Genomic DNA, 13,066 nt, shown 5'->3' on the forward strand with positions numbered 1-13,066 from the left:
CCTGTTGGATCGTTATTCGGCACAACAAGGACTTCGGCACGCGCTACAACGCGCTGCGCGCGCGAGGGAAATGCGCGAAGGTAGCGGTGATTGCCTGCATGCGGGTATTGATCGTGCGATTGAATGCCATGCTCAAAAGCGGAACACCGTGGCGCGAGCAGCTGACTTGAAGGCGGTTGAATCCGTGGTTGCTAGCGATGCCCGGGATAGCTGGGCCAGGGGCGCTACGCGCCCCATCGCCGGCTATCGCCAGCTCCTACAGTTAACCAGGTGACAGACAGTTGCTCCTACACATTCACCTGAACCCCTGGCAACCCGCGCAGTCCATCGATTAAGGCCTCGTCCCGAGACCGTTCCTGCCAAGGAGACTCACATGAAGCGTACTGCGATTACCGGACTGTTCATTGCCGCCGCACTGCTTGCCTCACCTGTGTTTGCGGCTGACGACCTCTGCGCACTGAACCTGCAGAAAATCGACGACGCCACGGCAACTGCCGGCGCCACCTCCGAAAATACGAGTGAAAATGTCGCCGACCAAGTCAAAGAGGCCAAGGCGGCTCAGGCGGCGGGCAACACCAAAGACTGCATTGCCATCACCACCAAGGCCCTGGATAGCCTTGAAAAAACCGAAAAGAGCAGCAATGGTGGGACTGGCGAGTAACGCAACAGAACGGGGACGTCAGACCAGCAGTCGACGTCGCCCGACCGATGGCGTATACTTTGCCCTGAGCGTTGAAAAACGCTTCTAGAGCAGAAAATGGGGCCGATTAGGATTCGACGCCGGTAGTGAAACTCTAGGTGCATGCCGAGTTGGTAACAGAACTCGTAAATCCACTGTTGCAACTTTCTATAGTTGCCAATGACGAAAACTACGAGGGTTACGCTCTCGCTGCGTAAGCAGCTGAGCCCGCTCTCCTGGTAGCTTCGGCTCCAGCAATCACTAGGGGATGCCTGTAAACCCGAAGTGATTGTCATACAGAACAGGATCGCCGTGCAGTACGTTGTGGACGAAGCGGCTAAAACTTACACAACTCGTCCAAAGCACCCTGCCCGTCGGGCGGCTGCGGATTAACTCAATAGACACGGCTAAGCATGTAGTACCGAAAGCGGAACACTGGCGGACGGGGGTTCAAATCCCCCCGGTTCCACCAAACACGATAAACAAATCAGGCACTTGGCGAATCTCGCAAGTGCCTTTTTTGTGCCTGTCAGGGCGGCGCGGGGTGACCGGGGACCGCTACGACATTCCTGCGCTTTCTGCTCCAGATGGACGATACGGCGGATGGAACAGCCCGGTATCGTTGTCCATGCCTTGGGGCATGGTGATTCAACTGCCCTTCATCGCTACCGGTTCCTACACCGGCCCATTGATTGAGGGGTCCCCCATGCTTGCAGCCATTGCATCAGCCAATCCCCCACTCAGCGCCCGTGACCGCCTGCTTGACGCTGCGATAGAGCTGTTTGCCACACGTGGTTTCCAGGCTATCGGACTACGTGACCTGGCCGGCTACGTCGGGCTACATGCCGGCTCTCTGTATCACCACATCGAGAACAAACAATGCCTGTTGTTCGAACTTATCGAGTCAGCCCTGTCGGACCTGCTGGCGGATACCAAGCGGCGGATGAAAGGTGCCAGCACCCCCTCTGAACGGGTTCGCCGCTTTGTTCAAGCGTTCGTCAGCTTCAGCCTGAATGACAAGTACAGGTTGGTACTGGTGAGCCGAGAGTTCGTCAACCTGAGCGAAGAGCACAAGCTGCAGGCCCAGCGGTTGAAAGCCGCTTATTGGGCACTGCTAAAGGCGATTGTTGCCGATGAGTATCAGGTGAAAGCCAAGTTTGAGGATGAAATCAGTCTTACCACCCATGCAGTGATTGGCATGCTGTACGGCCAGTCACTGTGGGATGACATGAAGACCAGCGAGCATCACCTGGCAGAGGTGCTCACGCGTTGTGCCCTGGGCATGATCGCCAGCGGCAAGACCGTTTAACACCTCTCCTGTAGCTACCTACTTCGCTGCCAGGCCCTGGATAAACACCGCGATCGCCTCATCGATCAGCGCCTCTCGCTCTGCCTGCAACGGCACCTCCTGCAAACCCAACAAGCAGCGCAGCTGGAAGTTGCCGGTCAGTGCATCGAGAAAGATGATTGCGCGGGTTCGCGCCTCGCCCGGAATGACCAGGCCAGCCGCTTCGGCCCAGGCAAAGTAATCACACAGACAACGGTACGCCGTACCCGGCGCAGCATCGAAGAATGAGCGGGCCGCCTCTGGCGCACGTAGTGCCTCGGCGACGATCAAGCGGTGCAAGGCGATGGTCCGCGGATCGAGCACCACGTCGAGGAAGGTGTGGGCAATGGTCGACAAGGCATCACGCAGTGACTGGTGCTTGAGGTCCATGTGGGTCAGGGGATTGACGATGTCCTCACACAACTGCGCGACAATCGCCGCGAACAACCCTTCCTTGCCGCCGAAATAGGCGTAGAGCGTCCGCTTGGAGCCGCCGATACGGGCGATGATGGCGTCGACACTGACCCCGGCGTAGCCCTCTTCAAGAAACATTTCGGTGGCAGCGCCAAGAATGTTCTGCCGTTTTTCCACTTGCCTTGGACGTTCCATGCACCCGCGCCTGACCGGAATGCAACGTTCCGGCGAATTGGACTGATGGGCAACAGAGTACCCCGCTGCCCATCGGCCTTCCAGCCTTGCGGTGTGATCGTCAGGCATAGCAGCACATCTGGATATTCCAAAAAAGACCGACACGACCATTGACGATCTTCGCGTTTCAGTCCAAATTCGGCAAAAGGGTACGGTAACGTACCGTACCAAAAAGCTCTGACCGATTACCCCCCAAGAACAACAACAGAGGTAGTGATCATGCGTTTTGTCCACTTCAGCGATGGCGTGCAGCAGGGACTGGCTGTCGAACACAATGGTCTGTTGCACGGCATGACCGCCGATGAGCCCGGCTACCCCGGCTCGCTGCACCACCTGCTTGGCAACGGCCGTGGCGCACTTGAGGCGGCGCACCGGGTGCTGAGCAGTTCAAGGCAGATCGAGCGCTCCGCCATTCGCCTGCTACCGCCCTTGACCCGGCCAGGCAAAATCATCTGTGTCGGCCTCAACTATGCCGAGCACACCAAGGAAAGCCCCTACGAGCAGCCGACGTACCCGACCTTCTTCCCACGCTTCGCCTCGACACTGATTGGGGGTGACGAGCCGATCATTCGCCCGCGCGTCTCCGAACAACTGGATTACGAGGGTGAACTGGCGGTGATCATCGGCAAGGGTGGCCGCCATATCGACCGGGCACACGCCCTGGAACACGTGGCCGGTTATTCGATCTTCAATGAAGCATCGGTGCGCGACTATCAGTTCAAATCGCCGCAATGGACCATCGGCAAAAACTTCGATGCCACGGGCGCCTTCGGCCCGGTGTTCGTCAGTGCCGATGAGTTACCCGCTGGGGCCAACGGCCTGGGACTGGTGACGCGTCTGAATGGCGAAATTGTCCAGCAGGCCAACACCGCCGACATGGTCTTCGATGTCGCCGAACTGATCACGGTGCTCAGTGAAGCCCTCACCCTGGAGCCCGGCGACCTGATCGTCAGCGGTACCCCGGCCGGTATCGGCTGGGCGCGCAAGCCAGCGCTGTACATGAAGCCGGGCGATCTGTGCACGGTCGAGATCGAAGGCATCGGCACCCTCAGCAACCCGATCGCCGCCGAAGCCGCCAGCGGCTGACCAACGCCCGAGCCTTTCGGGCGGTATTGCCAATCGTGCAACTGACCGGGCCATACGCTGGCCCGCGCCCCCGGCCGCCCGGGGTTTGCCTTTCTCATCCGGATGATGCCCGTTCGCCTGGTCCGCGCACGGGCTGAGGAGGATCTACCGTGTTGCAGCTCAAAGATGTCAATCACGTTGTCTACCGCCATACCGACCTTGAGTCCATCGAACGCTTTTTGCTCGACTTTGGCCTGGTCGTCGCCCACCGCAGCGAACAGCGCGTGTACCTGCGCGGCGCCGGCCCCCTGCCCTATGTGTATGTGATCGAACAGTCGGCAGAACCGGGCTTTGCCGCAATTGCCTTCGCCGTGGAACGCTTCGCAGACCTGCAAGCCGCTCAGGACCTGCCCGGCGCATCACCGATCCAGACACTGAACGCCCCTGGTGGTGGTCACTGCGTAGTGCTGCATGACCCCTCCGGGCGACGCATCGAGCTGGTCCATGGCATCACCCCGGTCGAACCCATGCCCGTGCGCGCAGCGCTGACGCTCAATTCGGCGCAGCACAAGCAACGCTTTGGCGATGTTCAGCGCCCGGGCAAGGGCCCTGCCCAGGTACTGCGCCTGGGGCATGTGGCCATTGGCGTGAAGGATATGCACAGCCTGCTGCAGTGGTACTGCCAGGTGCTGCACATGCTGCCCTCGGACCTGATCGTGGATGGCGCGGATCACAGTTGCCCGAGCGCCGCCTTCCTGCGCCTGAACCGCGGCCCGCAATGGACCGATCACCACACCATTGCGCTGTTCCAGGCCGATCACGATTTTGTTCACCACGCCTCGTTCGAGGTCCAGGACTTCGACGCCCAGTGCATGGGCCACGCCTGGATGACCGCACAACAGTGGAGCCCGTTCTGGGGCGTGGGCCGGCATGTACTGGGCAGCCAGATTTTCGATTACTGGCGCGACCCGTCCGGCAACCTGATCGAGCACTTCACCGACGGCGACTTGTTCAACCACCAGTCGCCCACCAATGCCACCGCCGCTTGCGACTCCAGCCTGTACCAATGGGGACCGCCGATGTCGGTGGAGTACTTCCTCGGCGGTACGCAGGACTCAGCGCAGCTGACGCCGCGTTCCACTCAAGCCCGCCAGCGCCACCTGCAAGGAGACGCTCATGAATGATCACCTTTCCGCAGACGGACTCGACCTGCTGTTTCGCAACGCCCGCAGCCATAACGCCTGGCGCGATCAGGCGGTCAGTGATGCAACACTCAGAACACTCTACGACCTGGTGCGCTGGGGGCCCACCAGTGCCAACAGTTGCCCGGCGCGCATCCTGTTCTTGCGCAGCCCCGAAGCCAAGCAGCGCCTGCTGCCAGCCCTCAATCCCGGCAACGTGGAAAAGACCCTGCAGGCACCGGTGACAGCAATCATCGGCTACGACCTGGACTTCCACGAACAACTGCCACGGCTATTCCCGCACAACCCCGGAGTGCGTGACTGGTTTGCCGGGCAACCGCAGCTGATCCAGACCACCGCGCTGCGCAACAGCTCGCTGCAAGGCGGCTATTTCATCCTCGCTGCACGGGCATTGGGACTGGATTGCGGGCCGCTGTCGGGCTTCGACGAGGCCAAAGTCGACCAGGCCTTTTTCTCACCCCAACAACAGGACAGCCACTGCGTCACTGGCCGGGTGAAATCCAACTTCATCTGCAACCTGGGTTATGGCGACCACCAGCAACTGTTTCCGCGCAGCCCGCGACTGACCTTCGAGGAGGCCTGCGTACTGCTCTGAACCTTGTCGTGCACAGCCTTGCATCAAAACAAAAACAACAATCGCAGGAGAACTCACATGTCATCTACCCACACCCTCGGGCGTAGTGGCCCGTCACGTTGGCACGTACTGATCGGCGGCTTTCTCGCCTACCTGTTCGACGCCATGGAAATCATTCTGCTGACCATTGCCCTGCCAGTGATGCGCCAGGACCTCGAACTGAGCATCAACGATGCCGGCATGCTCGCCTCGGCGACGCTGCTGGGCATCGGTCTGAGCGGCGTCACCACCGGTTGGTACTCGGACAACTTCGGCCGGCGCAAGGCGTTGCTCGCGTCGCTGATCATCTTCGGCAGCCTGACCATGCTGGTCGCCAGCACCCGCGACTGGGGGCTGTTGCTGTTGTTGCGGTTCTTGTCCGGGATTGGCTTGGGCGGTGTCTGGGGCATTGTCTCGGCCTATATCTGCGAAACCTGGCCCCCTCATCAACGCGCCCGCGCGACCGGCTTCGTCCTCAGCTCGTTCCCGGTCGGCGCAGGCATCGCTGCATTGCTGGCCGGCGCGCTGCTGCCCAACTGGCCGTTGCTGTTTCTGCTCGCGGGTATCTCGACATTGATCCCGGTGCTGTACATCTTCCTGTTCGTGCCGGAATCGGCCGAATGGAAAGCCAGCAAAGCGCAACGCCAGCATTGCGCCAATGTCACTGCCCAGGTGTCGATCAGCGAGATCTTCGCCCCGCAACTGCGCCGTCTGACATTAATCGGAACCTTCGCTGCTACTTGTGCGGTCATCGGTTTCTGGGGCGCCAGCACCTGGTTACCGACCTATCTGGTGCAAGAGCGAGGGTTGAACGTCAGTGTGATGTCCAGCTTCATTGCCATGCTCAATGTCGGCGCCTTCATCGGTATCAACGCCTTCGGCCTGATTGCCGACCATATCGGCAAACGCAACGCCACCCTGCTGTCGCTACTGGGATGCGCGGTGATGCTGGCGATCTACTCGCAAACCCGGGAGAACAACCTGCTGTTCTGGCTGGGGCCGGTGTATGCCTTCTTCTATGCCTTCGCCAGCCTGTTCGCCTCTTACTTCAGTGCGCAGTTCCCTGTGCGGGTGCGCACCTTAGGTGCCGGCTTCTGCTTCAACTTCGGCCGGGGTCTGGCGGCATTCGCTCCGTTGTTGCTGAGCAGTATTGCCGCCAGCTACAGCTTGGCGCTGGGACTGCTGGTGTGCGCCGGATTCTTCGCCGTCGCCACCCTGAGCATGTTCTTCATGCCGGCGGACTACGCGCTTGGTGCCGAAGGCAGCACTGTCGAGGCGTCTGCCAGCGGCAGGTAAACCGCCCCCACCCTCTACCTCTCAAGCCCTGGCCTGTCCGGCGTCCTCTGCGCACCGGGCACGGACCACTGCATGCCGAGAATTGCTCATGACCCTGAACGTACAACAATTACAAAAACGCTCTTTCAAGGTTTTACTCGCCAGCCTCGTCCTGTTCCTGGCCGCCAGTGTGCAGGCCATGACCTGGAGCGACACCTTCATCGGTTATCGCTACGGTACTGATTTCACCGAACCGGGTGTCCCCGACAAGGTGAAAAAGAACATCCTGCAGTTGGGCCATGTCAGCGGATACTCACTGGGACAGCACTTCTTCAACCTGGATGTGCTGCGCTCGGATCACAACGACCCGAAGAAGGACAGCCACTCCGGGGCCACCGAGGGTTATCTGGTGTACCGCCACCAGCTGTTTCTGGGCAAGGTGTTCGAGCGTTCACTGGCCTTTGGCCCGGTCAAGGAAGTGGCGCTGACCACAGGCATCGAACTCAACTACAAGAACACCGAGTTCGCCAACCGCAAGCGCATGCTGGAAGTCGGTCCGACACTCAAGTTCGATGTACCCGGCTACCTGGATGTCAGCCTGTTGTATGCCTACGAATGGAACCACTGCGGTGTATCAAGTTGTGCCACCGAGAACATCGACTTCGACCCGCACTACCTGTTGCATGCGGTCTGGGGCATACCGTTTCAGCTGGGTGGCGTGCCTCTCAAGTTCCAGGGCTTTGCCATGTACAAGACCGACAAAGGCAAGGACTACTTCAAGGCCGACACCTCGGAGGAAACCCAGATTCGCACGTCCCTGATGGTCGATGTCGGGCAACTGACCTTCGGCAGCAAGAACACCCTGATGATCGGGCCAGGCTATGAATACTGGCGGCACAAGTACGGCTCGCACGGCAAACCCGGTACCCATACCTCGGCACCAACCCTGCACGTGGAGTGGCATTTCTAAAGGCCACAAAAAAGCCCGGGCGACTGTCGCCCGGGCCTTGAGGAACGATCAGAACTCCAGGCAGATCTTACCGAAATGCTGGTTGCTTTCCTGGTAGCGGAACGCATCGACGATCTGCTCCAGAGCGAAGGTCTTGTCGATCACCGGACGCAAGCCATTGGCATCGATTGCCCGCACCATCGCTTGCTGCTGTGCCCGGCTGCCGACCAGTACACCTTGCAGACGGATCTGGCGTACCAGCGCCTGGACCAGCGGCAACTGGCCGGCAACGCCGGTGAGAATGCCGATCAGCGAAATGTGCCCGCCAATACGTGCGGCAATCATCGACTGCTCCAGTGTCGCCGGGCCGCCGACTTCGATGACGTGATCAACACCCCGATTGCCGGTGAGCTGGCGTACCGTCTCACCCCAGGCCGGGGTCTTGCGGTAGTTGATCAGGTGATCGGCGCCCATGGCCTTGAGGCGTTCGAGTTTTTCGTCACTGGACGAGGTGGCGATCACCGTGGCGCCAGCCAGCTTGGCAAATTGCAGGGCGAAGATCGACACGCCGCCGGTGCCTTGCACCAGCACGGTATCGCCCGGCTTGAGCGAATCGTCCGCCATCAGCGCACGCCAGGCTGTCAGCCCGGCAGTGGTCAGGGTGGCCGCCTCGGCATGGCTGTAGCCCTTGGGGGCATGGGTGAACGACGTGGCCCGCGCGGTCACCTGCTCGCGGGCGTAACCGTCGATGCCATCACCTGGCACCGTGGCAAAACCTTCCACCAGTGCCTGGCCGTCCAGCCAGTCCGGGAAGAAGGTGCTGACCACCGCATCGCCCACGGCGAACTCGCTGACGCCAGCACCGACCGCAGTGACCACACCGGCACCGTCAGCCATCGGGATGCGCGACTCGCTCGGTCCCCACATGCCACTGACCACGGCGAAGTCATGATAGTTGAGCGAGTTGGCGTGCAGCCGCACGCTGATCTCGCCGGCCTGGGGTGCAGCCGCCTCGCTGGTGCCGACTTGAACCTTGTCGTAACCGCCGCCCGCCTGAACGTAGATAGCCTTGTTGGTCATGCGAACCTCCTGGTTGGATCCGGTAAAGAGCTGACCAGTCTTCGCCTCGACTTTGCACCGGTCAAGCACCAGCTCTTGCGAAACATCCAGATAAACAACAATAATGCGACTAATTATCAATTACTGCGCTGGTTGCCGTTTATGCCCGCTCCCGATCATGCTGCTCTGCATACGCTCTATAGCGAACACCACGGATGGCTGAAAAACTGGCTACGCGCCCGCCTGGGTAATGCCAGCGATGCCGCTGACCTGGCCCAGGACACCTTTATCCGAGTGTTGACCGCGCGTAATGCCCAGACCATTCGCGAGCCGCGCAGCTATCTGGGCGCCATTGCCCATGCGCTGATGATCGACAAATTCCGCCGCAAGGCGCTGGAGCAGGCTTACCTGGCCGAACTGGCAAACCGCCCGGAACGCCTGGCCGACTCGCCGGAAACCCGCCTGTTGATCCTCGAAACCCTGGTGGCTGTGGACACGCTGCTGGATGGCTTGGGCGAGCGTACCCGGCGGATCTTTCTGGCCGTGCAGCTTGAAGGCCTGAGCTACGTCGCCACCGCCGAGCGCCTGGATATTTCGGTCACCACGGTGAAGAAGCACCTGATCCGCGCCATGACCCACTGCCTGCTGCTGACGGACGACTGAATGGCTCAAGCCCTGGATTACCGCACCCTGGAAGCCGCTGCGACTTGGTATGTGCAGCTCAACGCTGCGCAGCCCAATGATGCCCAGCTCAAGGCCTGGCAGGACTGGCTGGGTAAAAGCCAGGCGCATGCCCAGGCCTGGGCGCGGGTAGAAAAGCTGCAGCGTCAGTTCGGCAGCCTGCCCGCCGATGTCGCGCTGCCGACCCTGGCCGGTGTACGCGCGCGTCGGCGCGCGGTGCTCAAGACCCTGGCAATGCTCATGGCCGTTGGCGCCACGGGCTGGGCCGTGCGCGAAAGCGATCCGGCCCAGGCGCTGATGGCCGAACTGCGCACCGGCAAAGGCCAGCGGCGCCAGGTCAAGCTCAGCGATGGCAGCCAGCTGGAACTCAACACCGACAGTGCCGTCGATGTGCACTTTGACGGCCTACAGCGTCAGTTACGTCTGTACCACGGCGAGATCATGGTGCAGACCGCCAGCGATCCGGCTGGCCGTCCCTTCGAGGTGCACACCGCCGAAGGCCGGGTCCGCGCCTTGGGCACCCAGTTCAGCGTACGCAGCGACGCGGGGCAGAGCCGGGTCAGCGTGTTGCAACACGCCGTGGAGATTCACCCTGTGGATAACCCGTTGCTGATGCTGCGTCTGGACGCCGGGCAATCCGCCAGCTTCGACCAACGGCAGATCGGCAGTGCGCATAGTGCAACGCCCGGTACGGGTGCCTGGACCCAGGGTATGTTGACGGTGATCGAGTGGCGACTGGCTGACTTTGTCAGCGAGCTGAGCCGCTATCGTCCGGGCATTGTGCGCTGCGCCCCAGGTATTGCCGACTTGCGTCTGTCCGGTGCGTTTCGCATCGACGACACCGATACCATCCTGGAAAACCTCACCGCTTCGTTGCCGGTCAAGGTGCGCTACATGACCCGTTACTGGGTCAGCATCGAATCAGTGTGAAAAATTCCAACAAATGGGTTGCCGATTTTCATTCTCATTCGGCTACGCAGTTAAAGCAGCAAATCCAGCTGCACCTCTGCCCAGCCAATCGAAGGAAATCCTGCATGTCCCGCACCTGCCCCCGGGCACCCCGCCCACTGGTTCGCGCCGTTCACCTGGCATTGTTCGGCCTGACCCTGGCCCCGCTGCCGATGCTGGCGTTGCTGCCAACGCAGGCCATGGCACAGAGCGCCAGCAAGAGCTTCCAGATCGCTCCGGGGGCGCTGGGTACCAACCTGAGCTTGTTCGCCACGCGCGCCAACATCACCCTGTCGTTCGATGCCCGCCAGACCCAGGGAAAACAATCGGCCGGGCTGCAGGGCAACTATTCGGCGGAAGAAGGCCTGGCGCGCCTGCTGCAAGGCAGCGGCCTGCAGGCCCAGCGCCAGACCAACGGCGGTTACGTACTGGTGCCGGTCAGCAGCGGTGACGTCCTGGAATTGGGGGCGACCAGCATCAACGGCCAGCTCCTTGGCGAAACCACGGAGAACACAGGGTCCTACACCACCGCCGCCAGCCGTACCGCTACTAAGCTGCCGTTGTCGATCCGTGAAACACCGCAATCCATTACCGTCGTCACCCGACAGTTGATGGATGACCAGGGTGCCCAGAGCATCTCGGATGTGCTGCGCAATACCCCCGGTGTCTCGACCCAGACTTACGATAGCGACCGTAAAGAGTTCACCAGCCGCGGCCTGGTGATCACCAACTACCAATACGACGGGGTCAACACCATCTATGACGGCGTGTACGACGAGGGCACCGCCCATGTCGACATGGCCATTTACGATCGGGTTGAAGTGCTCAAGGGCGCGACCGGCCTGATGACAGGCTCCGGCGATCCTTCGGCCACCGTCAACCTGATCCGCAAGAAACCCACCGCGCAGTTCCAGGCATCGCTCACTGGCAGCGCTGGCAGCTGGGACAACTATCGCGGTGAAGGCGATATTTCCGGCCCGTTGAACAGCACTGGCACTCTGCGCGGTCGCTTCGTCGGGGCAAATCAGGACAAGAACGGCTACCAGGATCATTACGAGCAAAAGAAAGAGGTGTATTACGGCATTCTTGAAGCCGACATCACCCCTGACACATTACTGACCGTTGGCATCGACCAACAGACCACCACACCGCGCGGCACCTCCTGGACCGGTAACCCGGTGTACTACACAGATGGTGGCCGTACCGATTTCCCGCGCTCATTGAACACCGGTGCCGACTGGAGCCGACGCGACTTCCAGAACCGCACGTACTTCGCCTCCCTGGAACAGGCACTGGCCAATGACTGGTCGCTCAAACTCAGCGTCAACCAATTGCAAAGCGACCATGACACCCGCCTGGCATCAGCCAGCGGTTCTCCGGATCGCGACGGTAACGGCATGGGCGTTATCTGGGGCCGCTGGGAAGGCCATCGAGTGCAGAACAGTGCCGACCTGAACCTCTCCGGCCCGTTCAGTCTGTTCGGTCGCCAGCACGATCTGGTGGTCGGCTTCAACACTTCGAACGCACGCCAGACCGGCGCCACCTGGGATACCCTCGGAGGCGGTGTGCTGCCGGGCAGCATCTTCGACTGGAACGGTGACATCGGCGTGCCTGACTTTCCCAAGAACGGGAAGTACGAACAGAAAAAAAGCCAGAACGGCGCCTACTTCGCCACTCGCTTGCGCCCAACTGACGACCTCTCGGTCATCCTCGGCACCCGTGTCAGCACCTTCAAGTACAGCGATGACTACGATTACGACGGTCTGAACCCGATGTTCACGGACAGTTCGACCGGCTACAAGCAACATGGTGTGGTCACACCCTACGCCGGTGTGGTGTATGACCTGAACGACACCTACTCGGTGTACACCAGCTACACCTCGATCTATCAGCCGCAGAGCAACAAGGACATCAACGGCGCCACCCTCGACCCGGTCGAAGGCGACAGCTATGAAGCCGGTTTGAAAGCGGCTTACTTCGACGGCAGGCTCAACGCCAGCCTGGCCGTGTTCCGCATCGAACAGGACAACGTCGCCGAGTCCGTTGGTACCAACCCGCAAACCAACGAAGGCATTTACAAGGCCACCAGCGGCGCAACCACCAAAGGTGTGGAGCTGGAAGTCGCCGGTGAGCTGATGGAAGGCTGGAACCTCTCGGCCGGTTATACCTATGCCCGCTCCCGCGATGCCGATGAACAGCACATCTACGGCTTCCCGATGAGTACCAGCAAGCCTGAGCACCTGGTGCGCGTGTTCACCACCTACCGTCTGCCTGGGATGCTGGACAAGGTTACTGTCGGTGGTGGGGTTAACTGGCAGAGCGCGTTCTACGGCAAGATCTACAGCGTAACGGCCGCCGACTACACCTTCATCAAGCAGGGCGGCTACACCCTGGTCGATCTGATGACCCGCTACCAGTACGACGAGCACCTGAGCTTCACGGTCAACGCCAACAACGTGTTCGACAAGCGTTACCTGAGCGGGCTTGGCAACTTCGACACGACGTACTACGGCGAGCCGCGCAATGTCATGCTGACCACGCGCTGGGACTTCTGAGTCATCATCGCGGGGGGGGGAAGGGGAGGGACGGGAAGGTGGGGTGGGGGGGGGGGGAAGGCGAG

At 60.8% G+C, this 13,066-nt stretch carries 12 protein-coding genes, 1 other RNA gene and 1 pseudogene; 12 read left to right on the forward strand and 2 right to left on the reverse strand.

The window, feature by feature from the left end; translation table 11 throughout:
• The 4 genes and pseudogenes from ACO6VD_RS18575 to ACO6VD_RS18590 form a co-directional block, all read left to right on the forward strand.
• Positions 1-170: pseudogene (locus ACO6VD_RS18575) on the forward strand (IS110 family transposase); the annotation flags it as partial.
• 203 nt (positions 171-373) lie between these two features.
• Positions 374-661: a hypothetical protein gene (locus ACO6VD_RS18580; RefSeq protein WP_400170307.1), complete on the forward strand. Its 288-nt coding sequence runs from the start codon at positions 374-376 to the stop codon at positions 659-661.
• Between the two features lie 98 nt (positions 662-759).
• Positions 760-1,151: a transfer-messenger RNA gene (gene ssrA, locus ACO6VD_RS18585) on the forward strand.
• A 234-nt stretch (positions 1,152-1,385) separates the two neighbouring features.
• Positions 1,386-1,988 (forward strand): TetR/AcrR family transcriptional regulator, encoded by a 603-nt coding sequence (locus ACO6VD_RS18590; RefSeq protein WP_422421152.1) that lies wholly within the window; start codon positions 1,386-1,388, stop codon positions 1,986-1,988.
• 18 nt (positions 1,989-2,006) lie between these two features.
• Here ACO6VD_RS18590 and ACO6VD_RS18595 read toward each other — a convergent pair whose 3' ends face one another.
• On the reverse strand, positions 2,007-2,615 hold the full coding sequence (locus tag ACO6VD_RS18595) for a TetR/AcrR family transcriptional regulator (protein WP_422421154.1): 609 nt from the start codon (positions 2,613-2,615) through the stop codon (positions 2,007-2,009).
• Between the two features lie 258 nt (positions 2,616-2,873).
• Between ACO6VD_RS18595 and ACO6VD_RS18600 the strand changes: the two genes are divergently transcribed.
• The 5 genes from ACO6VD_RS18600 (at position 2,874) to ACO6VD_RS18620 (ending at position 7,779) form a co-directional block, all read left to right on the forward strand.
• The gene (locus tag ACO6VD_RS18600; RefSeq protein WP_422421155.1) at positions 2,874-3,740 is read left to right on the forward strand and encodes a fumarylacetoacetate hydrolase family protein; all 867 of its coding nucleotides are present in this window, start codon (positions 2,874-2,876) and stop codon (positions 3,738-3,740) included.
• Between the two features lie 149 nt (positions 3,741-3,889).
• Entirely contained in the window at positions 3,890-4,903 is a 1,014-nt protein-coding gene (locus tag ACO6VD_RS18605; RefSeq protein ID WP_422421157.1) for a 2,4,5-trihydroxytoluene oxygenase, read from the forward strand.
• On the forward strand, positions 4,896-5,516 hold the full coding sequence (locus ACO6VD_RS18610) for a malonic semialdehyde reductase (protein ID WP_422421158.1): 621 nt from the start codon (positions 4,896-4,898) through the stop codon (positions 5,514-5,516). The genes ACO6VD_RS18605 and ACO6VD_RS18610 overlap by 8 nt, the downstream gene beginning before the upstream one ends.
• A 57-nt stretch (positions 5,517-5,573) precedes the next feature.
• A complete protein-coding gene (locus ACO6VD_RS18615) occupies positions 5,574-6,830 on the forward strand; it encodes an MFS transporter (RefSeq protein ID WP_422421160.1) in 1,257 nt (418 codons plus the stop codon).
• Between the two features lie 88 nt (positions 6,831-6,918).
• A complete protein-coding gene (locus ACO6VD_RS18620; RefSeq protein WP_422421162.1) occupies positions 6,919-7,779 on the forward strand; it encodes a hypothetical protein in 861 nt (286 codons plus the stop codon).
• 48 nt (positions 7,780-7,827) lie between these two features.
• On the opposite strand, the gene ACO6VD_RS18625 is transcribed toward ACO6VD_RS18620, so the two are convergent.
• The gene (locus ACO6VD_RS18625) at positions 7,828-8,838 is read right to left on the reverse strand and encodes a zinc-dependent alcohol dehydrogenase family protein (protein ID WP_422421163.1); all 1,011 of its coding nucleotides are present in this window, start codon (positions 8,836-8,838) and stop codon (positions 7,828-7,830) included.
• Positions 8,839-8,979: 141 nt separating this feature from the next.
• On the opposite strand from ACO6VD_RS18625, the gene ACO6VD_RS18630 reads away from it, so the two are divergent.
• The 3 genes from ACO6VD_RS18630 to ACO6VD_RS18640 all read left to right on the forward strand — a co-directional run bounded on the left by ACO6VD_RS18630 (position 8,980) and on the right by ACO6VD_RS18640 (position 13,001).
• A complete protein-coding gene (locus tag ACO6VD_RS18630) occupies positions 8,980-9,480 on the forward strand; it encodes a sigma-70 family RNA polymerase sigma factor (protein WP_400173859.1) in 501 nt (166 codons plus the stop codon).
• Entirely contained in the window at positions 9,481-10,428 is a 948-nt protein-coding gene (locus ACO6VD_RS18635) for a FecR domain-containing protein (protein WP_422421165.1), read from the forward strand. It abuts the gene before it with no gap.
• Positions 10,429-10,532: 104 nt separating this feature from the next.
• Positions 10,533-13,001 carry a TonB-dependent siderophore receptor gene (locus ACO6VD_RS18640; RefSeq protein WP_422421167.1) on the forward strand — a complete coding sequence of 823 codons (2,469 nt, stop codon included), beginning with the start codon at positions 10,533-10,535 and terminating at the stop codon, positions 12,999-13,001.
• Positions 13,002-13,066: the final 65 nt, after the last annotated feature.

The sequence above is a fragment of the Pseudomonas sp. GZD-222 genome (assembly GCF_049310525.1).
Classification (GTDB): Bacteria; Pseudomonadota; Gammaproteobacteria; order Pseudomonadales; family Pseudomonadaceae; genus Aquipseudomonas.

Coding starts and splice junctions, on each gene's coding strand:
- ACO6VD_RS18620 (WP_422421162.1), top strand. CDS start 6,919: ATGACCCTGAACGTACAACAATTACAAAAACGCTCTTTCAAGGTTTTA.
- ACO6VD_RS18630 (WP_400173859.1), top strand. CDS start 8,980: ATGCCCGCTCCCGATCATGCTGCTCTGCATACGCTCTATAGCGAACAC.
- ACO6VD_RS18580 (WP_400170307.1), top strand. CDS start 374: ATGAAGCGTACTGCGATTACCGGACTGTTCATTGCCGCCGCACTGCTT.
- ACO6VD_RS18625 (WP_422421163.1), bottom strand. CDS start 8,838: ATGACCAACAAGGCTATCTACGTTCAGGCGGGCGGCGGTTACGACAAG.
- ACO6VD_RS18590 (WP_422421152.1), top strand. CDS start 1,386: ATGCTTGCAGCCATTGCATCAGCCAATCCCCCACTCAGCGCCCGTGAC.
- ACO6VD_RS18615 (WP_422421160.1), top strand. CDS start 5,574: ATGTCATCTACCCACACCCTCGGGCGTAGTGGCCCGTCACGTTGGCAC.
- ACO6VD_RS18635 (WP_422421165.1), top strand. CDS start 9,481: ATGGCTCAAGCCCTGGATTACCGCACCCTGGAAGCCGCTGCGACTTGG.
- ACO6VD_RS18610 (WP_422421158.1), top strand. CDS start 4,896: ATGAATGATCACCTTTCCGCAGACGGACTCGACCTGCTGTTTCGCAAC.
- ACO6VD_RS18600 (WP_422421155.1), top strand. CDS start 2,874: ATGCGTTTTGTCCACTTCAGCGATGGCGTGCAGCAGGGACTGGCTGTC.
- ACO6VD_RS18595 (WP_422421154.1), bottom strand. CDS start 2,615: ATGGAACGTCCAAGGCAAGTGGAAAAACGGCAGAACATTCTTGGCGCT.
- ACO6VD_RS18640 (WP_422421167.1), top strand. CDS start 10,533: ATGTCCCGCACCTGCCCCCGGGCACCCCGCCCACTGGTTCGCGCCGTT.